Source organism: Flavobacterium rhamnosiphilum, from assembly GCF_004349195.1.
Lineage (GTDB): Bacteria > Bacteroidota > Bacteroidia > Flavobacteriales > Flavobacteriaceae > Flavobacterium > Flavobacterium rhamnosiphilum.
The window spans coordinates 1-26,627 of record NZ_SMLG01000015.1; the positions used below are offsets into that span (position 1 = coordinate 1).

General features: G+C 33.6%; 24 protein-coding genes. 5 read left to right on the forward strand and 19 right to left on the reverse strand.

The window, feature by feature from the left end; translation table 11 throughout:
* Positions 1 to 16: 16 nt before the first annotated feature.
* From E0I26_RS15110 to truA, 7 genes are all read right to left on the reverse strand, one after another.
* The gene (locus E0I26_RS15110) at positions 17 to 796 is read right to left on the reverse strand and encodes a hypothetical protein (RefSeq protein ID WP_131917280.1); all 780 of its coding nucleotides are present in this window, start codon (positions 794 to 796) and stop codon (positions 17 to 19) included.
* A gap of 3 nt (positions 797 to 799) precedes the next feature.
* Complete coding sequence (locus tag E0I26_RS15115) at positions 800 to 1,684, reverse strand: hypothetical protein (RefSeq protein WP_131917281.1); 885 nt, start codon at positions 1,682 to 1,684, stop codon at positions 800 to 802.
* 432 nt (positions 1,685 to 2,116) lie between these two features.
* A complete protein-coding gene (gene cysK / locus E0I26_RS15120) occupies positions 2,117 to 3,034 on the reverse strand; it encodes a cysteine synthase A (protein WP_131917282.1) in 918 nt (305 codons plus the stop codon).
* A 3-nt stretch (positions 3,035 to 3,037) separates the two neighbouring features.
* On the reverse strand, positions 3,038 to 3,874 hold the full coding sequence (locus E0I26_RS15125; RefSeq protein WP_131917283.1) for a serine O-acetyltransferase: 837 nt from the start codon (positions 3,872 to 3,874) through the stop codon (positions 3,038 to 3,040).
* 216 nt (positions 3,875 to 4,090) lie between these two features.
* Complete coding sequence (lpdA, locus tag E0I26_RS15130) at positions 4,091 to 5,479, reverse strand: dihydrolipoyl dehydrogenase (protein ID WP_131917284.1); 1,389 nt, start codon at positions 5,477 to 5,479, stop codon at positions 4,091 to 4,093.
* 250 nt (positions 5,480 to 5,729) lie between these two features.
* A complete protein-coding gene (locus E0I26_RS15135; protein ID WP_131917285.1) occupies positions 5,730 to 7,484 on the reverse strand; it encodes an ABC transporter ATP-binding protein in 1,755 nt (584 codons plus the stop codon).
* Positions 7,485 to 7,561: 77 nt separating this feature from the next.
* A complete protein-coding gene (gene truA, locus E0I26_RS15140) occupies positions 7,562 to 8,299 on the reverse strand; it encodes a tRNA pseudouridine(38-40) synthase TruA (RefSeq protein ID WP_131917286.1) in 738 nt (245 codons plus the stop codon).
* Between the two features lie 244 nt (positions 8,300 to 8,543).
* Here truA and E0I26_RS15145 point away from each other — a divergent pair, with 244 nt between their 5' ends.
* A complete protein-coding gene (locus E0I26_RS15145) occupies positions 8,544 to 9,041 on the forward strand; it encodes a metallophosphoesterase family protein (RefSeq protein WP_131917287.1) in 498 nt (165 codons plus the stop codon).
* Here the strand turns inward: E0I26_RS15145 and E0I26_RS15150 are convergent.
* The 3 genes from E0I26_RS15150 to E0I26_RS15160 form a co-directional block, all read right to left on the reverse strand.
* The gene (locus E0I26_RS15150) at positions 9,016 to 10,743 is read right to left on the reverse strand and encodes a tetratricopeptide repeat-containing sensor histidine kinase (protein WP_131917288.1); all 1,728 of its coding nucleotides are present in this window, start codon (positions 10,741 to 10,743) and stop codon (positions 9,016 to 9,018) included. The genes E0I26_RS15145 and E0I26_RS15150 overlap by 26 nt on opposite strands.
* A 190-nt stretch (positions 10,744 to 10,933) precedes the next feature.
* Positions 10,934 to 11,596, reverse strand: a complete 663-nt coding sequence (locus E0I26_RS15155) for a response regulator (RefSeq protein WP_131917344.1) — start codon at positions 11,594 to 11,596, stop codon at positions 10,934 to 10,936.
* A 161-nt stretch (positions 11,597 to 11,757) separates the two neighbouring features.
* Positions 11,758 to 12,171 carry a DUF4293 domain-containing protein gene (locus E0I26_RS15160; protein ID WP_131917289.1) on the reverse strand — a complete coding sequence of 138 codons (414 nt, stop codon included), beginning with the start codon at positions 12,169 to 12,171 and terminating at the stop codon, positions 11,758 to 11,760.
* A 180-nt stretch (positions 12,172 to 12,351) separates the two neighbouring features.
* Between E0I26_RS15160 and rho the strand changes: the two genes are divergently transcribed.
* Positions 12,352 to 14,118 carry a transcription termination factor Rho gene (gene rho / locus E0I26_RS15165; RefSeq protein ID WP_131917290.1) on the forward strand — a complete coding sequence of 589 codons (1,767 nt, stop codon included), beginning with the start codon at positions 12,352 to 12,354 and terminating at the stop codon, positions 14,116 to 14,118.
* A gap of 139 nt (positions 14,119 to 14,257) precedes the next feature.
* Here the strand turns inward: rho and E0I26_RS15170 are convergent, their stop codons facing one another.
* The 3 genes from E0I26_RS15170 to E0I26_RS15180 all read right to left on the reverse strand — a co-directional run bounded on the left by E0I26_RS15170 (position 14,258) and on the right by E0I26_RS15180 (position 19,158).
* Positions 14,258 to 15,472 (reverse strand): RsmB/NOP family class I SAM-dependent RNA methyltransferase, encoded by a 1,215-nt coding sequence (locus E0I26_RS15170; protein ID WP_131917291.1) that lies wholly within the window; start codon positions 15,470 to 15,472, stop codon positions 14,258 to 14,260.
* Positions 15,473 to 15,611: 139 nt separating this feature from the next.
* A complete protein-coding gene (locus tag E0I26_RS15175; RefSeq protein ID WP_131917292.1) occupies positions 15,612 to 17,573 on the reverse strand; it encodes a KUP/HAK/KT family potassium transporter in 1,962 nt (653 codons plus the stop codon).
* A gap of 115 nt (positions 17,574 to 17,688) precedes the next feature.
* Entirely contained in the window at positions 17,689 to 19,158 is a 1,470-nt protein-coding gene (locus E0I26_RS15180; protein WP_131917293.1) for a hypothetical protein, read from the reverse strand.
* 114 nt (positions 19,159 to 19,272) lie between these two features.
* Between E0I26_RS15180 and E0I26_RS15185 the strand changes: the two genes are divergently transcribed.
* Complete coding sequence (locus E0I26_RS15185) at positions 19,273 to 20,334, forward strand: sialidase family protein (protein ID WP_131917294.1); 1,062 nt, start codon at positions 19,273 to 19,275, stop codon at positions 20,332 to 20,334.
* 404 nt (positions 20,335 to 20,738) lie between these two features.
* Here the strand turns inward: E0I26_RS15185 and E0I26_RS15190 are convergent, their stop codons facing one another.
* The 5 genes from E0I26_RS15190 to E0I26_RS15210 form a co-directional block, all read right to left on the reverse strand.
* Complete coding sequence (locus E0I26_RS15190; protein WP_131917295.1) at positions 20,739 to 21,200, reverse strand: sensor of ECF-type sigma factor; 462 nt, start codon at positions 21,198 to 21,200, stop codon at positions 20,739 to 20,741.
* Positions 21,201 to 21,250: 50 nt separating this feature from the next.
* Positions 21,251 to 21,664, reverse strand: a complete 414-nt coding sequence (locus E0I26_RS15195; RefSeq protein ID WP_131917296.1) for a hypothetical protein — start codon at positions 21,662 to 21,664, stop codon at positions 21,251 to 21,253.
* Positions 21,665 to 21,697: 33 nt separating this feature from the next.
* Entirely contained in the window at positions 21,698 to 22,240 is a 543-nt protein-coding gene (locus tag E0I26_RS15200) for an RNA polymerase sigma factor (protein WP_131917297.1), read from the reverse strand.
* Between the two features lie 62 nt (positions 22,241 to 22,302).
* Positions 22,303 to 23,424, reverse strand: a complete 1,122-nt coding sequence (locus E0I26_RS15205) for an SRPBCC family protein (protein ID WP_131917298.1) — start codon at positions 23,422 to 23,424, stop codon at positions 22,303 to 22,305.
* Positions 23,425 to 23,757: 333 nt separating this feature from the next.
* The gene (locus tag E0I26_RS15210; RefSeq protein ID WP_131917299.1) at positions 23,758 to 23,946 is read right to left on the reverse strand and encodes a hypothetical protein; all 189 of its coding nucleotides are present in this window, start codon (positions 23,944 to 23,946) and stop codon (positions 23,758 to 23,760) included.
* Positions 23,947 to 24,027: 81 nt separating this feature from the next.
* Here E0I26_RS15210 and E0I26_RS15215 point away from each other — a divergent pair, with 81 nt between their 5' ends.
* Positions 24,028 to 24,414 carry a pyrophosphohydrolase domain-containing protein gene (locus E0I26_RS15215; RefSeq protein ID WP_131917300.1) on the forward strand — a complete coding sequence of 129 codons (387 nt, stop codon included), beginning with the start codon at positions 24,028 to 24,030 and terminating at the stop codon, positions 24,412 to 24,414.
* Positions 24,415 to 24,499: 85 nt separating this feature from the next.
* On the opposite strand, the gene E0I26_RS15220 is transcribed toward E0I26_RS15215, so the two are convergent.
* Positions 24,500 to 25,567 (reverse strand): branched-chain amino acid aminotransferase, encoded by a 1,068-nt coding sequence (locus tag E0I26_RS15220; protein ID WP_131917301.1) that lies wholly within the window; start codon positions 25,565 to 25,567, stop codon positions 24,500 to 24,502.
* Positions 25,568 to 25,870: 303 nt separating this feature from the next.
* On the opposite strand from E0I26_RS15220, the gene mnmD reads away from it, so the two are divergent.
* Positions 25,871 to 26,533, forward strand: a complete 663-nt coding sequence (mnmD, locus tag E0I26_RS15225) for a tRNA (5-methylaminomethyl-2-thiouridine)(34)-methyltransferase MnmD (RefSeq protein WP_131917302.1) — start codon at positions 25,871 to 25,873, stop codon at positions 26,531 to 26,533.
* Positions 26,534 to 26,627: the final 94 nt, after the last annotated feature.

Sequence of the window (26,627 nt, forward strand, 5' to 3'; positions counted from 1 at the left end):
TGTGCTGCTTTAATATTTAGTATAATTTTAAAAGCTCAATAGTCAGTTTTTTAGCATCATTTTTATTCATCCTTGATGCATATGATTTAGCTATTTCAATAATTTTTTTATTATCAAATTCATATATGTCTTGATAAATTTTATGTGATAAAGAACTTAAAAATTCTTTAGGTTTCTCTTTTATTCTTTTATAAAATTTTTCTAACTCACGATATGTTATTTCTTCTTTACTTTTAAATTCAGTTATTCTTTTAATATTATCATTTTTAATTTCAGTAGAGTGTTTTAGAGAATTGTTAACTTCTCTTAATTGGTCAACTTCTGCATATGCGTTTATAGTTTTTATGTCAATATTTTTTAAAGTTAAATATTGATTTAAATCTCTCCAATTAAATTGTTTATTAACTGATTTATCTTCATAAGAAGCGGAAATTAAGTTTTTAATGTTTATTTCTAAATGTTTGAATGAATAAATAATTTTCATTTCAAAAAGAACAAATAATTCATCTTCTATATAATGAATATCCTGTATATATTCATATTCTTGAATGTGTAAACTATGTCCTGTTTGTTGTGCTATTTCATCTAATTCCTCATATCTCTTCGGGTTTTCGGATGATAAATCAATAAGTTTTTTATGCTCATCATAAAGTTTATTGATGTCAAGTTTTAAATTTTCAATCAGTTTATCTATTGGAAAATCTAAAACATTGTGCTTGTCAAAAACGAATGTATCCAATGAAATCTTATTCATTTCCCTTTTTATTTCTATATCATTTCCATAAAAATTTTCCATTAATTACCTTATTTCTTGATTAATCATTTTTTCAACTTTCTTAATACTTTCATAGCTTCTAGCTTCACATACATCTTCCCAACCAAATTCGTGCTGTATTTTTAATACGCTATCTTTAGATTCTGCTATAAAATTAATAGATGCCCTTAAATGTACTAAACCTTGAGAAGATTTTGCATTCCAAGAAAATTTCGGGTCTAATCTTAATTTATTTGCAAGTTTTAATCTTTGTCGAGTTAATTTTATTTTACTTTTTTTGTCACAATTTATAATTTCATTTATATTTTCAGTCATAAATGGAGCAAAATACCATTTAAATTCATCGTAAGTTAGATAATCAAGTGGATTAATAAAAGGTTGAAAAAGAGGAAATATTCGATTGCTAAATTCTTTATCTTGCTCAAAAAGGTTATGAGGAAATTCTTGAGAAATCATAATTCTACATCCTTTTGCAATTCCTTCAAGTTTAACAGCTTCTGTGACTGCATTTCCAACTATAAATCTTCCGAGCTTGTGATTTTGATATGTTTCAAGAATTTCACCATATGACAAACCACCACGACAGAAAATCCCATTATTAATACATTCTGACATTATATTATTTGCAACAATTATAACTTCTTTTATGTTTTCTGACCAAACAAAAGCACAATCAGAAAGTTGGGATATTACAACGTTTTTGTATTTTCTGTCAATCTTGTTTAATATCTCTCTAAATTCTGCAAGAATAGATGCCGCTAAAACCTGATTGTCATAGTTTTGATGATATTTGTCTAGCCAAATTGAAAAATCTTTATTGTCTAGATTAACTTGATTTTGAGTTAAAGCACCAAAACCTAATATATCCACAAAGAATACAGCTCCATTAGTTCTTTTTAAAAATTTCATTAAAGTTTGTTTTTAGTAGTATTTTGGTTAAAAGTTGCACACAACTTGTTTATACGTCTGATAGCGTCCGACTTATCCACCCTAAATTGGGTTGTTATGTCTGATAAGTATCAGTAGTTATTTATTTTCAAATATATAATAATTATCTTATAAATCATCAACAGAGCTTTTTATTTATTGGATGCTTTTTGTACTTATGGGAGTGTCGATTGAGTACGTTTCGCGTGAAGGATGGCAGTGGAGCTCTTTATTGTTTTATCCCGAAGGGTAAAACAATAAAAGCGGGAACAAACAGCCTGACCTTGTTGCGGGACTAATCAAAGTGATTTATAAAATAGTGCTGCAACAAGGACACGCCCAAAAATAATTAAATGCCATAAAAAAACCGACTTACTTTCACAAATCGGTTCGTATTTTAAAGGGGATTTTCGTTTATACAAATAAGCCTTCGATGCTTAAATAATGTTCGCCGGTGTCGTAACAAAAAGTCAGGACTTTGGCGTTTTCAGGGATTTCGGGTAGTTTTTTGGCCACTGCTGCCAGCGAAGCTCCAGAGGATATCCCTACGAACATGCCTTCTTCTTTTGCGGCTCTTTGGGCATAGACAAATGCTTCGTCTTTGCTCACTTGGATGGTTCCGTCCAGCAAATCAGTATGCAGGTTTATGGGGATAAATCCGGCGCCAATTCCTTGAATAGGGTGAGGAGCAGGTGCGCCACCGCTGATAACGGGCGATGCTTCGGGCTCTACTGCGTATACTTTTAAGTTTGGGAAATGTTGTTTCAATAGGGTTGCACAACCTGTAATATGACCGCCGGTTCCTACGCCGGTAATTAAATAATCCAAACCATCAGGAAATGCTTTTATGATTTCCTGAGCGGTGGTTTTTTTATGAATTTCGATATTGGCGGGATTCTCAAATTGAAGCGGTGACCAGGCATTAGGCATTTCGGTTACTAATTCCTGTGCTTTTTCCAGCGCGCCTTTCATCCCTTTTTCACGGGGAGTCAAGACAAATTCGGCACCATAAAGGCTCATGAGTCGGCGCCTTTCTATGGACATGGATTCTGGCATGACCAGCACTAATTTATAACCTTTTACAGCGGCAACCATCGCGAGTCCAATGCCCGTATTTCCGGAGGTAGCTTCAATAATGGTACCGCCTTCTCTTAACAATCCTTTTTCTTCGGCATCTTCGATCATGGCAAGAGCAATTCTGTCCTTGATGCTGGCTCCGGGATTTGCACGTTCCAGTTTAATCCAGACATTGTGGTTTGGCCCAAATAAACGGTTGATTTTTACGTGCGGTGTGTTCCCTATTGTTTCTAGTATGTTGTTGTATTTTGTCATAATTTAGATGGAGAAAAAATTAATATCTTTTATTTCCTGCTGATTCAAAACGGTGTTTTTTGTGGATTGCATCACAAATGAATACGGATTCACACTCTTGGTTATAAACGTATTTCCGCCTATAATACTGTGGTTTCCTATGATTGTGCTACCGCCCAAAATGGTGGCATTGGCATAAATAATAACATGGTCTTCTACAGTAGGATGGCGTTTTTTTTCCTGCATGTTTTTTTCCACTTGCAACGCTCCTAAAGTGACTCCTTGATAAATACTCACGTGTTTTCCTATGGTTGTGGTTTCACCAATGACAATTCCGGTGCCATGATCAATGATAAAAGGAACGTCAATTGTAGCACTTGGGTGAATGTCAATTCCGGTTTTACTGTGTGCATATTCGGTAAGAATTCGCGGAAGCAGACATGTGGTACGGGAAGCAATAGCGTTGGCAATACGATAGACTTCTATGGCAAAAAAACCGGGATAGGAATTGATGATTTCCTGAATGCAATCGGCAGCAGGATCCGTATCTAATATGGCTTGTGCATCTTTTTGCATCGAAGTGTACAAATCCGGAAGCGCGGTGTAAAAAGATTCGGCGTCATCCAGAATTTCATTGGCCGTTTTATCTTTTACAATCTCCGAAAGAATGGCAATAAAGTTGGCTTTGTTTTGGTCCAAAAGCAATTCGATTTGTATGGTTTCCAAAGCTTTCTCGGGAAATAATATTCTGAATAAATCATCAATCCAATTGATGATTTTGGAAGAATCGATGGCTCTTACCCAATTTTTATTTTGGTTTTCGTGTAGTGTGTTCGAAAAACGGATGGTTTCAGTATTCATTTATGGTATAATAAAATCGAAATGGCGTTAGTAAAAAGGCTTGAAATACAAATATAGAGTACAATACGATAGGTTCAAAACCTTGATTAGTAAATAAATGTTAATATGCTAAATTCCCACAAAATGGATGCTTTGTGTTGCAAATGATGTTATGAAAAAATCCGATTGACTTTCGCCAATCGGATTTTATATTCGTTTTTCGAAACGCGTTTATATTTACAAATGTATTACCTCACCATACGCATCAGCAACCGCTTCCATAACAGCTTCGCTCATCGTTGGGTGTGGGTGAATTGATTTTAGGATTTCGTGTCCAGTAGTTTCCAGTTTACGCGCCACAACTGCCTCAGCAATCATATCGGTAACTCCGGCTCCAATCATGTGACATCCTAACCATTCTCCGTATTTAGCATCAAAAATTACTTTTACAAAACCATCCGGTGTTCCGGCAGCTTTCGCTTTTCCTGAAGCTGAGAAAGGGAATTTACCAATTTTCAATTCGTATCCTTTTTCTTTAGCTTGTTTTTCAGTCAAACCTACAGAAGCAATTTCTGGAGTTGCATAGGTACAACCCGGTACGTTTCCGTAATCGATAGGTTCTACGTGTAATCCTGCAATTTTCTCCACACAATTGATTCCTTCAGCAGAAGCTACGTGCGCTAGTGCTTGTCCTGGCGTAACATCACCAATAGCATAATAACCCGGAATGTTGGTTTGGTTGTATGCATTTACTAAAATTTTATCTTTGTCAGTAGCGATTCCTACTTCTTCTAATCCTATGTTTTCAATGTTGGTTTTGATTCCAACAGCCGAAAGTAAAATCTCCGCTTCCAAAACTTCTTCTCCTTTTGCTGTTTTCACAAATGCTTTAACACCTGCTCCGGTAGTATCAATTCTCTCAACAGATGAGTTCGTCATGATTTTGATACCTGCTTTTTTCAAAGAACGTTCCATTTGTTTCGAAATGTCTTCGTCTTCAACAGGAACTACGTTTGGCATGAATTCTACAATGGTAACTTCAGTTCCCATTGAGTTGTAGAAGTGTGCAAATTCAACTCCAATCGCTCCAGAACCAACAATAATCATTGATTTTGGTTGTGTTGGTAATGTCATTGCTTGTCTGTAACCAATTACTTTTATACCATCTTGAGGCAAGTTTGGCAATTCACGAGAACGTGCTCCAGTAGCAACAATGATATGATCCGCACTGTATTCAGTAACTTTATTGGCTGCATCAGTAACATCAACTTTTTTTCCTGGTTTTAATTTTCCAAAACCATCAATCACGTCGATTTTATTTTTTTTCATCAAGAATTGAACACCTTTGCTCATTCCATCAGCAACACTACGACTGCGTTGTACAACAGCAGGGAAGTCTTTATCAAATGATGAAACAGTCAATCCATAATCAGAAGCGTGTTTTAGATAATCAAAAACTTGAGCCGATTTCAATAAGGCTTTCGTTGGGATACAACCCCAGTTCAAGCATACACCGCCTAAGTTTTCTTTTTCTATTACGGCTACTTTAAAGCCTAATTGTGATGCTCTAATAGCTGTAACATAACCACCTGGACCACTTCCTAAAACTATAATATCGTATTTCATTTTTTTAGTATTTATTTTTTAATTGTAAAATGAAATTTGCAAAAGCACATTTCATTTTGTGTGTTTTTCTTATTTAATTGATTGGGCGAATTTAAGGATTTATTCTGTTTTGAGAAAGTTTCAAAGTAATAAAGTGGCAAACTAACAAATTTTCAGAAAAACACCTTTGTTTTAAACAAACTGCAGCAGTGTAAATCCATATCTGTTAATTTTTTAGTCTTCGTCCCTTTAATGCCTCGCAGCAAAAAAACTAATTTGCCACCGAAAATTGGGAATCATACAAGTTCTTATAATAGCCACTTTCGCGGTTGATTAATTCCTGATGCGTTCCTTGTTCTACGATCAGTCCTTTATCCATCACCACAATTTTATCAGCATTGACAATCGTTGCCAAGCGATGCGCAATCACAATGGAGGTTCTGCCTTTGGTAATCGTTTCCGTAGCACGTTGAATTAATTCTTCGGAATACGTATCTATCGAAGACGTGGCTTCATCCAAAATCAAAATACTGGGATTACTCACATATGCTCTCAAGAAAGCAATCAGTTGACGCTGACCGGAAGAGAGCATAACCCCGCGTTCCTTCACATCAAAATCATAATTATCCGGTAAACTCATGATGAATTCATGAACGCCAATTTTTTTGGCTGCAGCCAAAACCTGTTCGCGACTTATTTCGGGACTATTCAAGGTGATATTATTGAAAATAGTATCGGCAAAAAGGAAAACATCCTGCAATACAACCGCAATTTGTTTTCGTAAGGAACCCAATGTGTAATTCTCAATATTGTGATTGTCAATATAAATAGAACCGCTGTTGATTTCGTAAAAACGATTCAGTAAGTTGATTATCGTAGATTTTCCGGCACCTGTAGAGCCTACAATAGCAATTGTTTGACCGGCATTAACCTCCAAATCAATTCCTTTTATCACTTCTTCATCCGGAATGTACCCAAAACGGACGTTTTTAAATTCGATGTCTCCCTTAAAGATTGGCGCTTCGATAATTCCGGTATCCTGAATTTGATCTTCGGTATCCAAGATGTCAAAAACACGGTTCGCCGCAATCATTCCCAGTTGCATCTCATTGAATTTATCCGCAATTTGACGCAACGGATTGAATAACATCCCGATGAACATCGTGTACGAAAATAAATCTCCAAAAGTGGTGAAGTTATCTCCGTTTAATATTTTGATTCCGCCATACAATACAATAAAACCAAGCGTTAAAGATGAAATAATATCGGCAATAGGGAAGAAGATGGAGTTATAAAGAATGGTTTTTATCCAGGCTTTTTTGTGTTTGTCATTGATGTTTTTGAATTTTTCGTATTCAATTTCTTCCCGATTAAAGAGCTGAACAATCTTCATTCCCGTTACACGTTCCTGCACAAAGGAATTCATGTTGGCAATTTGGGTACGCACTTCCTCAAAAGCGACTTGCATTTTCTTCTGGAAAATTCTTGTGAAATAAACTAAAATTGGCATTGCCACAATCACAATCCAAGTCAGTTTCCAGTTCATGTAGAACATAAAAGCCAGTACCACAACCATTTTCATCAAGTCACTGATAATCATGAACAATCCCTGACTAAAAATTCGGGCAATCGATTCAATATCCGAAACTGAGCGTGTCACGAGCTGTCCCACAGGAACGTGATCAAAATATTTCATTCGGAAACTTAGAATATGGCGAAATAATTTTGTTCGAATGTCTTTTACAATATCCTGACCGAGCCAGTTCGCCCAATACACAAAGTAAAATTGCGAGAATACCTCCAGTAAAAGTACAATTCCCATCAGGATTACATACAATAATAATCCCTGTTGGTCTTGGGTTGCGATGTATCCATCAACGGTTTGTTTCAATAAATACGGACGTAATGCCGCAAAAATCGATAGCGAAACGGCAAAAATAATCACACCGTTAAAACGCCATTGGTAGGGTTTGGTGAATTTTAATATTCGTTTGAATAATCGGGTATCAAATGCTTTTGCTTTCAAAATTTGAGTTTTGAGTTATGGGTTAGAAGTTAGAGGTTTATCCTGAAATCTGCTGTCTAAAATCTATTCTCTATTTTCTAGAATCTAAAATTGTACTCTATTTTGGTTAAATACAAACCATGCGCCGGAACCGAAAAACCAGCTTTATCTCGGTTTTTACTTTCTATGATGGCCGTAAAATCAGCCAGTGTAATCTTGTGTAATCCTATGTTTACCAATGTTCCCACAATGGCACGAACCATATTTCGTAAGAAACGATTGGCCGAAATGGTGAAAGTTAAGTTGCCGTTTTCTTGTTTCCAATTGGCTTCAAAAATAGTACAATCAAAAGTATTTACATCTGTATTTACTTTTGAAAAACATTGAAAATCAGTGTGATTGAATAGTATTTTTGCTGCTTCATTCATCAAATCGATATCTAACTTTTGATGGAAATACCAACTTTGTTCTTGCGAAAAAACATCTTTAAACGTATTGATATGGTATTCGTAGGTTCTTTTAGTAGCATCAAAACGAGTATGCGCTTCATCATGAACCGGAATAATAGCATAAATCACAATGTCTTTGGGCAAGTAGGAGTTGAGTTTGTGTACTAAACTTGGAATGTCAAATGCTGTTTCAAAATCAAAATGAGCATACATTTCTTTGGCATGAACACCGGTATCCGTTCTTCCGGCTCCCATAAGATTGATGGTTGTATTCAATAGCACCGAAAACGCTTTGTTCATCGTTTCCTGAACGGAGGCAGCATTGGGTTGGTATTGCCAGCCGTGATAATGGGTTCCGTTGTATGCTAATTTTATGAAATATCTCAATTGAATTTTTTTGAAGTCACAAAGATACTTATTAATTTTTTTGCCACGAAGTCGCTAAGGCGCAAAGTTTGTTAAGTTTCAGTTTGATTTTTTATTTGGAATTCGAATGTTTATTTTTACCACAAAATCGTAGCCCTGATTGAAATGGAAATCCTTTTTATTTTTCCTTTAAAAATAAAAAGATTGAAAAGAAAAGCAGGAAATAGCTCCAGATTGCTTCGTACCTCGCAATGATACTATAAATATGAAAAAAATACTACTGCTTTCTGATACACACAGTCATATTGACGATACGATTTTGAAATATGTCGCACAGGCTGACGAGGTTTGGCATGCGGGCGATATAGGTGATTTGGCTGTAACGGATGCGATAAAAAAGCTAAAACCGTTACGTTGTGTCTATGGTAATATTGACGATGCAAAAGCCCGATTGGAATTTCCGTTGCACAATCGTTTTATGTGTGAAGGAGTGGATGTTTGGATTACGCATATTGGCGGTTATCCTGGGAAATACAACCCCAATATTAAAGCGGAGATGGAATCGAATCCGCCAAAATTGTTTATTTGTGGGCATTCGCACATCTTGAAAGTCATATTTGATAAAAAATATAATCTCTTACACATGAATCCCGGAGCGGCTGGGAAAAGTGGTTTTCATCAAGTGCGTACGATGTTGCGTTTTGTGATTGAGGGTGACAAAATCAAGGATATGGAAATTATTGAGATGGAAAAACGGATGTAGTTATTTTTTTTTGATAGGTAATAGGTACTTCAATAACAACAGATGTACCGGAATCAATCTTTGAATGTATTGCGATAGTTCCTTTCAGATTATTTATTCGGGCTTTAATCTGGTTGATTCCGAAGCCCTCCAGAATATAAAATTTATCGGTGTCAAATCCTTTACCGTTATCCTCGATTTCGATTTGAAGTGATTTATTGTTTTCTTGAATAGTTAATTTAGCCTGAGTCGCTTTACTGTGTTTTATGATGTTGTTTAGTAGTTCCATTATGATAAAATACATTTTAATTTCAAAATCTTCATTGTAACGTGTTTTTGTGGGCACAACAATTGCGTAATTGAATTGAATTGCAGAGTTTGAGTTTTTTTCACATAAATCTTCTAATGCATAAAATAAACCAAATCGTGCTAAAAGGGTAGGCATCAGTTCGTGTGATAAATCACGAACTTGATCATGCGCTTCCTCTAATATGGCTTTGGTTTTTATGATTTCTTGAGAAATAATTTGGTTCTTCGAAGTGAAAGTGCTCAAGTGTAATCCTGCCGAAGAGAGTAAGGCACTAATGTTATCGTGTAAAAAAGAAGCTATTTTTTTTCGTTCTAATTCTTGTCCGTTAATGGATGCGTTGATTATATTTTGATGTACTTGGCTTTGAATATCTTTTAGTTTGTTTTTTTGTTTGAGTTTAGAATTTTCAGAAAAAATGTAAAAAAGGAAAAAGAATAATAGTAAACCTGAAATGATTCCAATTACAATTTTTTTGTTTCTGGATTGTTCCTGTATTAATAAATATTCTTTGGTTTTGTATTCATTTCCTATTTTATCAATTTCTCTTTTGTACTCGTCAATTTCAAGATTTATTCCGGCAACATTTGCTTTATTAAGTTTGTCTTCGTTGTTTAATTCGACCGTTAAATCATTGTAAAGCGCAAGATTTTTATACGCATTTTTGAAATCTCCATTTTTTAATAAAAATTTAGAAAACTCATGATAGGAATACGATAAGTCTGATTTCTCATTTCCTTCGTTCCCTAGTTTTATCGCATTTTGGAAAAAAAACAGTGCTTTTTTTGGATCATTTTTATAGTTGTAATACATTCCATTGAGCATGTTCAGTGCAACAATGGTAGATTCATCGCCATATTTTTTGTGGTATTTGTTTATGTATTTTAAATAGGGCAGTCCCTCTTCATAACGACCAATGTCAAAATAGGCCCAAGTAATGTTGAGTTTTGTAAAAACAATTTGAGATGAATCATGAATTTTAGTGCTGTATTGCAGTGATTTTTTGTAGTAGTAAATCCCTTTTTCGTATTGTTTCTTGTCAAAACAATAAATGTTTCCCAAATTATTATTTAACCAATTTTTTAACTCATCATTATCGGTTTTATTCGCATGGGCTAACCCTTTATTGTAATAAAAAAAGGCTTTGTCATATTCAGACAATTGATCAAAATTTGCAGCAATCGTGTTATAGGCGGATGCAATGAGATTGTCATCTTTTAAAGCAATAGCATAACTTAAAACAAGTCTTGATTTTATTAAGGATTTTTCGAAGTTACCGGCTTTCATCAACTTAATGGCCTCGTTGGAAATCAAGGTAACTTCTTTTTTTGAAGGTGTTTTCTTTTGTGAAAAAACAGTGATGCAAGAGAGATTCAGGAGTAAAATCAATACTATAACAATTTGTTTGTACCGCATAGAGAATTTAATTTTATTCTGTTTTTGTGTGATTTTTAAGGGTTCTAATGTTTCAGCCACGGCTGATTAATTGCAAATTTAATTTGTTTCAGAAATAGTTTAAGTGGAAAACATATGTGAATTTTAGCTTTCAGAATCCAGCTAAAGTTTCATGAAAAGTAAATCGTATTTCTAATGGATTGCCATCGATTCAGGATTTAATTAATTTATGTTTAATGGCATATTTAACAAGACTTATGGAGTTTTTTGCGTCTAATTTTTTCATTATATTTTTACGGTGAGTTTCAACAGTATTCATGCTGATAAACAGTTGATCACTAATTTCTTTACCGCTATATTCCAGTGATATCAATGTGATAATTTCTAATTCCCGATCCGTTAAAATAGAATTTACCGCAGACTCGTTTTTTAGTAACTTTATGTTGTCTTTTGTGACGGTACTAAATATTTTTTCCCTGACTGATTTGCAAAAATATTCTTCGCCTCTGGATACCGCTTGAATCGCTTCAACGATATTTTCACCGGCACATTTTTTTGTCAAATAGCCACTGCTACCCAATTTCATCACTTCTTTTATTATTCTTAAATCATCGTAACTGGATAAAACAATAATCTTGCAGGGGAATCCCTTTTTAGCAAATTCCTTGATGACTTCAATACCATCTTTTTCAGGCATATTAATATCCAAAACTAGAATGTCTGCTTTGTTTAGGGTGACTTCATTGAAAATGTTGCCACCATTGAGTGAAAACCCAACTACTTCAAAATTAGGGACGGTATGCAGTAAAGTCCGAATGCCATCAATAAGAATTTGATGGTCATCAGCGAGGTGAATTCTAATTTTTTGTAACATATCGTAATAGCTGTTTCCAAATTTATAAAAAAAATAGGAGAATATCATTTTATAAGAATTTTATTCTCTTTTTTTTGCTAAAATAAAAAATAGAAGGTACAAAAAAACCCGAATTGTTACATTCGGGTTCTCTTCGCACTAATAAACTAAAGTTTATAGGTTTACCTCAATCTGTCCACAGATTTTACAAGATCTTCATCCTTTTTGATGGCCTTATTAGCCAAGACTAATAATACGATAGCTACTACAGGTAGAAACATCCCAATACCTTTCTCCGAAACAGCAGGTGTCTCTCCAGATAGATTTAGTGAACGATATACAAACAATCCTAATAAAATCAAATTTAATATGATATTCAATCTGCCAATAACAAATTGATTTTGTCTTTTTTTATAGGAAACAATACTTAATAAAGTTAGTGTCGTACTCAATCCCAATACTATGGTATAGACTTGACTTTGCATGAAATAAAACTCTTTTCCATCTTTCATGGTCCATAACGGAATAAAAAACAGTAAGATGCCTGTAACTACAAATGCAAGTAGTAAATAGATGGTCTGAATTCTTTGTATCATTTGTTAAATATCTTTTACAAAAATATATTTTCTTTTTTATAAATACTATTGTCTGATTAAATTTTATTCGTATTATTGCATCATAATACCGTAAGCACTTCATACTGCGGTTGATTCAAAATAAAGTTTACTACCTAATCTTTTAGATTATTCCCAATTAATTAAACTCATAGAACATTCATGTTTGATATTTCTGCATTAAAAGAAATGAAGCTTTCTGAGCTTCAAGAAATAGCTAAATCGGCTAAAACCATAAAATTTAACGGTGTGAAAAAAGAGACTTTAATCAGTCAGATTTTAGCGCATCAAGTGGACAACGTTGATTCGGCATTAGACACAAAAAAGGAAAGTGACCTTGAGGACGATAAGCCCAAAAGAGCTAGAATTGTTCCTGTTAAAAAAGTAGCCATTCAAAAAGCTGTGCCAAATTCTCTTTTTGAAAAAGAAGAAATTGATACTGAAACAAATGTTCCTGTTGAAAATAACCTTCCGATTGAAGCTGTTTCAAAAGAAGAGGAATCGGCTCCAAATCCGGAATCTGAAGGGAATGAGAAAAAAGTAGGTAAAATTATTAAATTTAATAAATCAGCTTACGAAAAGAAAATTGCTTTAAAAAAGGATAAAGAAGAGGTTAAAGAAGCAAGTAAAGAGAATGTAGAGGCTACAGATACAGTAACTGAAGAGAAAACAGAAGCTCCTGTTGCTCCGGTAAAAAAGATCAATCCAAATCAATTACACAAACAAAATCCAAATCAGAACCCGAACCAAAACGGGAATCAAAATCCGAATTTTAAAAATAAGAAAAGTAATTTTGCTGCTTCTGATTTTGAATTTGACGGAATTATAGAAAGCGAAGGCGTTCTGGAAATGATGCCTGATGGATATGGTTTCTTGCGTTCTTCAGATTATAATTATTTGGCTTCGCCAGATGATATTTATTTATCGACTTCTCAAATCAGATTGTTCGGTCTTAAAACCGGAGATACGGTAAAAGGCGTGGTTCGTCCACCAAAAGAAGGAGAGAAATTTTTCCCATTAGTTAGAGTTTTAAAAATAAACGGACACGATCCCCAAGTGGTTCGTGACAGAGTTTCATTCGAGCATTTAACCCCAGTTTTTCCATCGGAGAAATTCAAATTGGCGGAGAAGCAAAGCACGATTTCAACTAGAATTATCGATTTGTTTTCACCAATAGGAAAAGGACAACGTGGTATGATTGTGGCGCAGCCTAAAACAGGTAAAACCATGTTGCTTAAGGAAATTGCCAATGCAATTGCGGCAAATCATCCTGAAGTATATTTGATTGTTTTATTGATTGATGAACGTCCGGAAGAGGTTACGGATATGCAACGTAGTGTACGTGGAGAAGTAATTGCTTCTACATTTGATAGAGAGCCGCAAGAGCATGTAAAAATTGCGAATATCGTTCTTGAAAAAGCAAAACGACTGGTAGAGTGTGGACATGATGTAGTGATTCTATTGGATTCCATTACGCGTTTGGCGAGAGCGTATAATACGGTGCAACCTGCTTCGGGTAAAGTATTAAGTGGTGGTGTGGATGCGAATGCATTGCAAAAACCAAAACGTTTCTTTGGGGCAGCCCGTAACGTTGAAAATGGAGGTTCATTGAGTATCATTGCTACTGCATTGACTGAGACTGGTTCGAAAATGGATGAAGTTATTTTTGAAGAATTTAAAGGTACCGGTAATATGGAATTGCAATTGGACAGAAAAATTGCCAACAAACGTATTTTCCCGGCGATCGATTTAACTTCTTCAAGTACAAGACGTGACGATATGTTATTGGATCAAAAAACATTGCAACGCATGTGGATTATGCGAAAATACCTTTCGGATATGAATCCAGTGGAAGCAATGGATTTTATCAATGATCGTTTTAAGAAAACGAAGAATAATGAAGAGTTTTTAATCTCAATGAATGATTAATCAATAGCAATTGCAAAAATCAATATCAAAAAGGAATTTTTGAAATTTATAGTCAATAAAAAAAGTTCCAATTTCAAATTAGAAATTGGAACTTTTTTTATTGACTATTGCCATTGTTATTGCCATTGCTTTTTGAAACTTATTCTTTACGTTCTAACAAAGCCATATAAAACCCGTCAAAACCAGACTCTGAGGCCAAGATTTTTTGGTCTTTAATAAAATTGAATTGTTTTCCAATGTCAGTTGTCAAGAAACGAGCAATTTGTTCTTGATTTTCGGATGGTAATATAGAACAAGTTGCGTATACTAATTTTCCTCCCGGTTTTACAATTTTAGAATAACTTTCTAAAACTTCCGATTGTACTTTACGAATGTTGTCAATAAACTCCGGTTTCAATTTCCACTTAGCATCTGGGTTTCTTTTCAAAACTCCTAATCCGCTACAAGGTGCGTCAATTAAAACACGGTCTGCTTTTTCGTGTAATTTTTTGATGATTTTTGTCGAGTCAATAATACGGTATTCAATATTGAAAGCACCGTCTCTTTTGGCTCTGATTTTTAATTGCTTCAATTTGCTTTCATACAAATCCATAGCGATTAATTGTCCTTTGTTTTCCATCAAAGAAGCAATATGCAATGTTTTTCCACCTGCTCCAGCGCATGTATCAACAACACGCATTCCTGGTTTTACGTCAAGGAAAGCCGCCACTAATTGTGAATTGGCATCCTGAACTTCAAAGAAACCTTGTTTGAAAGCGTCGGTCAAGAAAACATTGGCTCTTTCTTTCAGTACCAAAGCATCGGGCTGATTTTTAAGTGTTTCCGTTTCAATGTTTAAATCCATCAAAATAGCACGAAGCGCTTCCCTCGTAGTTTTAAGTGTATTTACTCTTAGGATTACTCTGGCTGGTTGGTTTTGAGCTGCTATTTCAGTTGCCCAAACTTTTTCACCTAATTCTTTAACTCCCAATTCGTCCATCCAGTCCGGAATAGATTCTTTTAAAGCTCTCACTTTTGAAAGTTCGTCAAAACGCCCTTTTATTTTTCTTTCTGGAGTTCCTTCCAGTTGACGCCAATCCGGAATAGGGTAGCCTCTTAATACTGCCCAAACGGAGAACATTCTCCAAAGATTGTCTCTGTCAAAAGGTTCTTTTACTTCGGCTATTTCTGCGTATAATCTTTTCCAACGTACAATTTCGTAGATGGTTTCGGCAACAAACTTTCTGTCAGAGCTTCCCCAACGTTTGTCTTTTTTTAAGGATCTTGCTACCACTTTATCAGCATATTCGCCTTCGTTAAAAATGGCATTTAATGCGTCAATGGTAGTATAAACTAAATTTCTGTGTAATCTCATTTTAAATAATTGAGGTGCAAAGGTACTATTAATTGATTGAATGTTATATTTTTAATAATGAATGTTGTTTTTTAATTTTTTGGCATAAAAAAACACTGTTTTTAAAACAGTGTTTTTTTAGATTTTTAAATGAAAAAAATTATTTAACTCTTGTCAAGCCTATGTTTTCAGGAGCATGAAGTACCATTGGGAATTTCTCCACTTTTACGGAACTACTGTCTAAACCGAAAGCTCTTTCTTCGGATAAACTTAGTTTTTTGATAAAGAAATAAGAATTCATAATTAATTTTTCATGCCAACGTAAATCACTATCGTTAGAAAGGAACTTTTCAGATAATACAAATTTGAAGTCACCTATGATATTGTTTTTGTTCAAAGATTCATATCTGCTGGTGATATCTACTTCTCCTTTTTGGACCATGTCTTTAATTACTTCTTTAAACATCAGGTTTATTTTGGTAGGTTCTCTAAAACCTAAATTGAAGTCCACACGATACAAATCATCTTTGACTATCTCGGTTACTTTATAATCGGTTCTGTAAGGTTCCGTTAATATATTTACGTGTACAAACCAATAAATATCAGCTCTTTTGGGTCTTTTTTGTAAAATAGAGTACATTACTTTTTCTTCTATTTCATCTGTTCTTCCGGCATTAGTCATGTACACTAAATGCGTTGCATATTTTGGGATGGATAAATCAGCACTTAATTCAACAAGGACTTTTTTATAATCCTCAATTTTAACAATTTTAGTATAGCTCTTATTAATTTTCTTAGCCAAATACCAAATTGTCATTATACTTATCAAAGTGATCGCTATAAGTAGGGTTACATAACCTCCTTCGGCAAACTTCGTGATGTTAGCAATCAAAAAGCTAAATTCAATTATTAGATATATCGTAATCAAGGGTACGATAAAATACAATTTTACTCTTTTCATTATTAAATAAAAATTAAGTAAAATAGTAGTCATTATCATACATAAAATAATAGCTAATCCGTAAGCATGTTCCATATTACTGGATTCTTCAAAGTGCAATACAATACCAACACATCCGATAAACAATAACCAGTTTATGGATGGGATGTACAATTGTCCTTTTAATTCAGTAGGATATTTTATTTTTACTTTTGGCCAAAAATTCAATCGCATCGCTTCATTTATTAATGTAAATGAACCACTAATCAACGCTTGAGAAGCAATCACGGCTGCCATTGTTGCAATTACAATTCCAATGGGTTGAAACCAATCGGGCATGATAAGATAGAATGGGTTTCCATTTTTTCCGCCTAAAGTTTGTAGCGTTTCACCTTCGTGACGAATCAAATAGGCTGCCTGTCCAAAATAATTAAGCACTAAAGCCGATTTTACAAAGATCCAGCTAATTCTAATGTTTTTTCGCCCGCAATGTCCCATGTCTGAATACAATGCTTCAGCTCCAGTTGTACAAAGGAATACAAAGCCCAAAACAAAAAATCCTTCAGGATGAATGGTTAATAAATGATAGGCGTAGTACGGATTGATAGCTTTTAAAACCTCCGTATTTTGTCCGATTTGTAATGTTCCCAGTACGGCAAGCATTCCAAACCAAATAAGCATCATTGGTGCAAAAAATTTACCGACTAACTTGGTTCCAAATTGCTGAATAGCAAAAAGCACAAATAAGATACCTATAACAATTGGGATTGTGTTTATTTCAGGATAATAGGTTCTAATACCTTCAACTGCAGAAGATACAGAGATGGGAGGAGTAATGATTCCATCGGCCAGTAAGGCGCTTCCCCCAATAATGGCGGGGACGATTAACCATTGAATTTTTGTCTTTTTGACTAAAGCATATAGAGCAAAAATTCCACCTTCACCATGATTGTCAGCACTTAAAGTGATCAGTACGTACTTAATGGTTGTTTGTAATGTAAGGGTCCAAAAAACGCAGGATATACCTCCTAAAACAACGTCGGCGTTTATAATATGATCGCTCAATATGGCTTTCATTACATACAAAGGTGAAGTACCTATATCACCATAAATTATTCCTAATGAAATCAATAAACCGCCTAATGTTAATTTACTATGTAGGTCTTTGTGCGCTGCGCTCATGTATTATTTTTAAAAAACTTTTCAAATTTACACTTTTAAAATAAATTAAAGCTTTTTATCTAATAAAAAAAAACACGGCTGTCAGAGCCGTGTTTCAGTTTTATATAGAAATTTTTTAAGATCTTCTGTTGTCGTTTCTTGATGAATTGCCTCTTTGAGATTCATTTCTTTGTGGAGCTGCTTCTCTTGAAGAATTTCCTCTTTGTTGTTCCGCTCTTTGTGGAGCTGCTTCTCTTGAAGGGCTAGTTCTGTTTTGAGAATAATCTCTTGGGGATTCAGCTCTTTGCGGAGCAGCTTCTCTTGAAGAATTACCTTTGTTTTGAGAATAGTCTCTTTGTTGTTCCGCTCTTTGTGGAGCTGCTTCTCTTGAAGAATTACCTTTGTTTTGAGAATAATCTCTTGGGGATTCAGCTCTTTGTGGTGCTGACTGACTAGAAGGATTGGTTCTGTTTTGAGAATAATCTCTTGAAGATTCTGCTCTTTGTGGAGCTGCCTGACTAGAAGGATTGGTTCTGTTTTGAGAATAATCTCTTTGAGAATTTCCTCTTTGCGGAGTTGCCTGACCAGAAGGATTGGTTCTGTTTTGAGAATAGTCTCTTTGAGAATTTCCTCTTTGTGGAGTTGCCTGACTAGAAGGATTAGTTCTGTTTTGAGAATAGTCTCTAGACGAACCGGCTCTTTGCGGCGTTGTTTCTCTTGAAGGATTAGTTCTGTTTTGAGAATAATCTCTTGAAGAACCTGCTCTTTGTGGTGTTGTTTCTCTTGAAGAGCTAGTTCTGTTTTGAGAATAATCTCTTTGTGATCCTGTTCTTCGGTTAGAGGAACCAACTTCATTTCTTGAACCTCTTCTTTGATCTAATTCATAACGGTTTGTTACATTAGCATTTCTTCTGGAGAAGGAATAATTTGGGTATTGTCTTTCATAGCCATTTGAACGTCTTGAATTATATAGAACGACTGCTCGTTCACTTCTTCTGTAATTAACATAATTGTAATTGTTGTTGATGTTCAAACAAATGTTGATGTTATTTCTATATCTGAATATTGGGAATGGATTCCATGCATAATAATAGGAAGGATAATAACCCCAATTCCAAGTGGAGTAATACGGGCGATAATTAGCAGACCAGAATGAAGCATAAATTAATGGAGTGCTATAATATACAGGCTCATAAATATAATTTTGACCATACATGTATACATCTCCTACTACTTGAACGTGAATGTTGTTATTTCTGTCTTTTTCAACGTCAATTGTAGCTACATCTTGATACACATCGGTGTCTATAACAGATTGAATGATAATTACGTGAGTCCGATTTTCGACAGTTTCGATAACTCTTAAATAATCAACTTCATTATCATTATTCAAATCTAAATTTGATATTTGTAGTTCAGGGTCATTCAGGCGTCTTTCAAAATCCTGTAGATTTCTGGAGTCACCAAAAATAGAAGCAACAGCTCTCAAATCAAGGTTGTCACTGATTTCGTTATTCATTGCATTTACTGATGTTCTATCTTGCGCCTGTATTTGTGTTGCGAAAACAGAAGTCAATAGACTCAATAGTAATAGTTTCGTTTTCATAATTAATTGGATTAAGTTTATTCTTTTTTTGATTATCCAATTACTGTGCCATAATTTATTCTTTGTTTCCTATTCTTATTATTAATTGTAAATTAGCCATAAAATGTATAAAAAATGAAAAATATTTTTTTAATTCTGTTAGCTTCAACTGTTTTTGCGTCTTGTAAGACAAGTGTTTATAATGTAAAAAATGAAAATAACAGTGAATTTAAGTCCGTTGTAATTGACACGTTATTTCAGGATAAAATAAGTATTAGGGCAATTTTATTTGATGTAAATAAAGTTTGGTTTGCTGCGGATAAAGGAAGATTCGGTTTTTTTAATTTGGATAACAATCAAAAATTTGAAAGCAAAATTATCAAAGATTCTTTAAAGCTTGAGTTTAGAAGTAATGCCAAAACAAAAAAACATATTTTTATTCTAAACGTAGGGAATCCAGCGTTGTTATATCAAATTTCAAAAGACGGCAAGGAAACAAAATTAGTGTACCAAGAAAACCACGAGAAAGTGTTTTATGATAGTATGCAATTTTGGAATGATAGGGAAGGAATAGCGATCGGTGATCCAATCGCGGATTGTCTGAATATAATAATCACTCGTGATGGCGGAAATTCATGGAATAAAGCCCCGTCTGCTAAATTACCAAAAGTGATCGATGGAGAAGCAGCTTTTGCGGCAAGCAACACTAATATTGTGATAAAAGGGAACAACACTTGGATTGTTTCCGGTGGAAAAAAATCAAGAGTTTTTTATTCTTCGGATAAGGGAAATACATGGACCGTGTATGATACCCCAATTGTTCAAGGAAAGTCGATGACCGGGATTTTTACAGCAGATTTTTATGATGCTCAAAACGGATTTGTTACCGGAGGGGATTATGAGGTTCGAAATCAAAATTTTTCTAATAAAGCAATCACCACAGATGGTGGAAAAACATGGAACCTAATAGCAGAAAATCAAGGTTTTGGATACGCTTCTTGTGTGCAATATGTTCCTGAAAGTAACGGTAAAGGTCTGGTAACAGTTGGTTTTTCAGGAATTTACTATTCCTCGGATAGCGGTAATTCATGGAAACAATTGTCAACAGATTCCAGTCTTAATACCATCAGGTTTATAGATAATCATACGGTCATTGCAGCGGGACAAAATAAAATGATTCGCATCAATTTTAAATAATGAAAAATGACTGTCCGTTACTAATACCAATGTATTTAATTTTGTCATTTCGACGAAGGAGAAATCTCATTAGTTACTCTCGTTATGTGATTTCTCCTTCGTCGAAATGACAAAACAGCTAATTTTATTTATAAGATGTAGCTTGGGACAAGTAACGGACAGTCATTTAATAAAATATGACTGTCCGCTAAGCAGACTAAATTTCTTTTCTGCCACAGATTCAAAAGATTTTCACAGATTCCTTTTCAATAAACGGTTCGTTTTTTCTTTAATCTGTGAAAATCCGTAAAATCTGTGGCTGAAATGATCAACTGGTATTAGTAACGGATAGTCATATAATAAAAATACCCTAAGTCTAATATAATTAGAGCTTAGGGTATTTTTTTTGAACTAATAAAATAAAACTAATGGTTTTTTTGACATTTGTTGCGATATTGTTGTAGCAATTTTCTATTGAAATCTTCTTCAGCTTTTTTAAGCTTAACTATTTTTACGGCTGGCAAAATTGTTCTTACATTTTTCATGAATTTTTTTCGCAATAAAAATAGTTCTTCCTCTGTATTTTCTATTTGGGACAAAAAGGTATTTGCTTCTTTTTCGGTTATTTTATCTAGCGAACCATCATTCATTCTTTTCATGTACGTTCTCATTTTTTGATGTCTCAGTTCAAACTGTTTGTCATCAAATGCATTGTAAATTGGCCAGAATTTTTCGGCTTCATTAGTAGTTAAGTCTAATTCAGTCGTGAAAAAAGCTACTTTTAAAGCTTTTATTTGCTCTTTTTTTTCTTTCATACTTTCGCCTTGAGCGTAAAAGTTGAATGAAACAAATAGCAATACTATTGGGATTAATTTTTTAATATTCATTTTTATTTTTTGTTTAATTATAGCTTAAATTTAAAGCTTTACAATCGGGTTTATTCTAAAATAAGATTTTCTAAATTGGAATTTACTGATAAATGATCTTCTATGGTTTCATCTTCTAAAACAATACCAGTTTTTATGTTATTAATATCTTCGGTTTCTAATACATTTATCAAATCATATTGATTCACATTAGACTGATACGTAATATAATTTTCTAAAGCTGTAGCGTCCAGTTCTTTTTTGTCTGTCGAAGAAGGACTTAAAATTGGAATCATTAATGCAAGTACTAAAACCGCTGCTGCCGCGATGATTAAAGTTTTTCTTTTTTGGAAAATAGAAATTACTTTTGGCTCGTTTTTAGGTAATTGCTCCATCATTTTGATTGAAAAATTTTCAAAATAATGGTCTGGAGTTTTAAATCCAGTTTCAATTTTAGGTTCGTTCTCTAATTTAAATGTTTTCATAATGTACTTTAGACAGTGTTACAGCAAAAAGGTTTAATTTGTCGAAACAAAAGCTTCAATTTTTTTTACAGCAAGATGATAAGATGCTTTTAATCCACCAACGGAGGTTCCCAGGATTTCTGAAATGGCTTCGTATTTCAGTTCTTGAAAATATTTCATTTTAAAAACCAACTGTTGTTTTTCAGGCAATAATGCAATCGCTTTGTGTAATTTTATTTGAATTTCATTCCCGTCAAAAAACACATCGGCTTCCAGATTATCGATAGTTTTGTTTTGTAAAGTTTCTGATGAAATGCCACTTGTTTTTGATTTTTGTTTCAAAAATGTCAAGGCTTCATTCGTAGCAATGCGATACATCCATGAAAAAAGTTTGCTTTCTCCTTTGAAATTTTTCAGATTTTGAAATATTTTTATAAAAACATTTTGCAATACATCATCAGCATCATCGTGATTCAAAACGATGTTACGAATATGATTGTATAACGGTCTTTGATAATCCTGTAACAACTGCTGAAACGCTTGATTTTGCGTTTTAGGGTTTAACAAGTGATTTATAAATTCCTGTTCTTCTTGCAAAGCGATTATTTAGGAGTTAGAATAGAATTTATCAAAAAGGTTTAATAGGCTTTAAAAAAACATTAAAATTCAGATTGTTCTTCTTCCTTATTTATTGCAGGTGCAGGCGTTTTTACGGCTTCAGTTTTCTTGATGGCAGCCGGAGTGAAAGTTTTTACAGGAATTACTTTTGGTTGTATTGGATGATAAATTTCCGTAACCCATTTTGAAGGGTTTTTAATTTCGGTTCTACTGATGGTGAAATTCTCTAAATGAGAAAATGTCGGGTCAATATCAATTCGATTCGTGTTAATGTATGCTTTTGCTTTATCCAAAGCTTTTTTTGTATGCGAATAATCCCCAGTTAAAGTAGTTTTAATTGCGTCGAATGGTTCCAGTTTTCCAGTTAAAATATCACTTCCGGAGCTCGTTAAGATTTGATTTTTTATAGGCACACAAAAAGATAATTTGGTCAATCCGCTTACGGAATCATAAGTGTGATAAATTATAAATGGTTTTCCGTTTAACTCGATATTATTTTGTTCGCAAAAAGTAATCATTTTTGGGAATACGATTTGAGCATTTTTAGTAACCTTTGAAATTTCACTGGTAAAGGTTTGTCTTAAATAAAAAGTGCCTAGTTTTTTTACCAATCCATTTACTTTTACCGCATAAGTATTGATTTCGAAATCAAGAGTCTTGTCTAAGTTAGCTAAGCTCTTTTCATACATTCTTCCTATGATTTTATTTATGCCTCCATTAAAAGCGGTGTAAACCTTCATAGTGAAACTCATTTTTCCGGTAGTTTTCCAAGTTACTTTTGTTCCGCCTATCGTGTCCTTAAAACTCCAGAAAACGGATGATGAAGTTCCATCGTAATTCATTTTTTGAGAAATACTATCATTTTCTTTTACAAAAAGAGTCATCATATCACCCGTTCCCTCTTTTCCTTCCCATGAAAAGGAAGCTCCAGGACCAATTGTTTTTTTAGGATACGTAATTTGCATTTCAGGATCTTCAACAACCCAAGAACTAAAATCTTCCCAGTTTCTATAATCATTAACAAAATTAAATACTGTTGATTTTGGAGAATTTATGATTTGACTTCTTTCTACGGTAAAATCTCCTTTTTGAGTTGCCACAAAAATGGATAAAGCCACAAAACTTAGCAATAGTAAAAGAAATAAGTATTTTAAAATCTTCATAATATACAGGATTGTTAATTTTTGTAAAGTTAAAGATTTTATTTACAAGTCACCGATAGTGTTAAATAAATATAGATCATTTTCTAAATAAAGGATTTTGATCTATTTATGTTTGGTTTGAATTTAAGGTAGGCTTTATGCTATTCGATCATTTTTATCTTATCTGTTTTCGAAGAAAAAAAATAAAGAAGTCGAGTAGTTTAGTTTATTAAGTGTTTGGTTTTTAATTGAATAAAAGAGGTTGTTTGAGGTTTTTTTATTGCCAATTATGAAAGATTTAGAAATAAAAAAGTCCACTATTTAGTGGACATTATTTGTTTGGTTTAAAAAAAACTAACGTTTGAAAAACACTTTTATCAAAAATAAAATTCCAATAAAAATTCCAAATCCTATCAGAATCTTGTAATTTCCTTTATAAAACTCTTTATGTATTCTTATATCTTTTCGATAGGCATAAATTGCAGCAATAACAAATGCAACAAAAAACAAGCCTGCAAACACTAATTGACCTTGACTAAACATAGTTTAAATTATTTCCGGCAAATTTAGTTAATAGTTTAGAAATAGTTGCTAATTTGCCTTTTCATTTAACAAAATAAAAAGATGCAAAAACAGATAGACTCAGTTAAAGAATTTCATACGGCTTTTAAAATAGGTCACAGTGAAATTCCTACAGCTAATTTAGGGGAAAGTAAACACACGCTTCGTTACAACTTAATGAAAGAGGAAAACGAAGAATATCTTGAAGCAGTTCAAAATAATGATCTGGTAGAAATTGCAGATGCATTGGGTGATATGATGTATATTCTGTGCGGAACCATTATTGAACATGGTTTGCAGCATAAAATAGAAGCAGTTTTTGACGAAATCCAACGCAGTAATATGAGTAAGTTAGGAGAAGATGGCAAACCAATTTACCGTGAAGATGGGAAAGTGATGAAAGGACCTAATTATTTTAAACCTGATTTTTCTAAAATAATAGGAGAATAGGGTTTAAAGATTTGTTTACAGATAGGACATAAAAAAAGCGATTTTCACACTGAAAATCGCTTTTTTTTAAATTATGATCTTAGAGTTATACTTTAACAGTCCATCCAAAAGTATCTTCTTCTAATTTATTTTGGATATTTTCCAATTTAGTTTTTAGTTGTAAAGCCATTGTGTTTTCAATTTTTGGCAATTCATAATAAACATCCTGATAAGAAAATCCAGAAATTGGACTTACTACAGCAGCCGTTCCTGCTCCAAAAATTTCTTTCAAAGTTCCGTTTTTGGCAGCCTCAACAAGCTCAGAAACTAAAACCGAACGAATATCTACATTTATACCTTCACTTTTTGCTAAATCAATAAGTGTTTTTCTAGTCACACCATCAAGAATTCGTTCACTTGTAGGAGCAGTAAATAATGTATCATTTATTCTGAAAAATACATTCATAGTACCTGCTTCTTCCAGTTTAGTATGCGTAGCATCATCAGTCCAAATTACCTGTTGGAAACCTTCTTTGTTCGCTAAATTTGTAGGATAAAATTGAGCAGCATAATTTCCGGCAGCTTTTGCAGCTCCTATTCCTCCATTTGCAGCTCTACTGAAATGTTCCGCAATAAGTACTTTTACATCACCAGAATAATAAGAAGTCACTGGCGATAAAATAATCATGAATTTATAGTCATTCGAAGGATTTGCAATTACTCCGGTACCAGTTGCAATCATAAATGGTCTGATGTACATAGCATTTCCTTTTCCTTTTTTAATCCATGCTTCGTCTAATTGCAACAATTGATTCAGACCGCTCATAAATATTTCTTCAGGAACTTCCGGCATAGCCATTCTTACTGCTGACGTATTAAAACGCTTATAGTTTTCATCAGGTCTAAAAAGCCAAACGTCATTATTTTCATCTTTGTACGCTTTCATACCTTCAAAAATCGCTTGCCCATAATGAAAAACTCGTGTAGATGGGTCTAACAAAAATGGTGCGTAGGGTTTAATGACTGGTTTCTGCCATTCCCCATTTTTGTAATCACATTCAAATAGATGATCTGTAAAAACAGAACCAAAGCTTAAGTTCGAAAAATCAACTTCATTTATTTTTGTAGAGGAAGCTTTTATTGTTTCAATTTTGTTAGTTTGAGTAGTACTCATAGTAATGTGTTGTTTTTTGATTTTTTTTAAATGATAAACTAGAGCTTAAAAAAACTAGATTTCTATAAGTTGAAGTTTAATGTTTGCAAAATTAAATAAAAATCAACAAATGACTTGTCAAAAAACTATTAATTATAGCATTTAACTAAGATTTGTTTACATTTTAAAAAAAATAAAAAAATCATGCCTATTTCTATTAATTATACAATAAATATAGATTTTTCAGAGGCAAACGTATTAGATTTTGATTAATTTTGGACAAACATTGTAGCTTTTAATCCAATATAACCTCAAAATCCAATTTTGAAAAGAGAAATAATCCAAACACTTGATGGTTCAACTACCATTCACATAGCAGAATGGGATGAATGTTATCATTCTAAACATGGTGCCATACAGGAAGCACAGCATGTATTTATTAAAAACGGCCTTTCATTATTTCAAAACAGGAATGTTTCTATTTTGGAAATAGGATTTGGCACAGGTTTAAATGCCTTTATCACGTTGTTAGAGGCAAAAAAAATGAAGCAATCGATAGATTATGTCGGAGTAGAAGCCTATCCAATTTCAGTAGACGAAGTTTTACTGATGAATTATGTCACAGAATTAAATGCAAGTCAAGAAAGCGCAATTTTCGATAGAATGCATGAAAGCAATTGGGGAGAAAAAATTGATTTAAGGGATGATTTTTCACTTACGAAAAGGAAACAGTTTTTTGAAGAAATTGATGATATTGATCAATTTGATTTGATTTATTTTGATGCTTTTGGGTATAGAGTACAACCTGAATTGTGGAGCACCGCTATTTTTGAGAAGATGTATAAGGCGCTTAAAACTAATGGTGTGCTGGTTACTTATGCTGCCAGAGGAGTTGTAAAAAGAAGTATGATCGAAGTGGGTTTTACTGTCGAAAAACTTGCCGGGCCACCCGGAAAAAGAGAAATGTTTCGTGCTAGAAAAAGCTAAGATTTGTTGTTTAAGTGGTTTATTTTCAGCGATTTATTTTTTTCGAACCAAAATCCATGAATTAGAAATAAAAAAATTAAAACTACGTTAAATA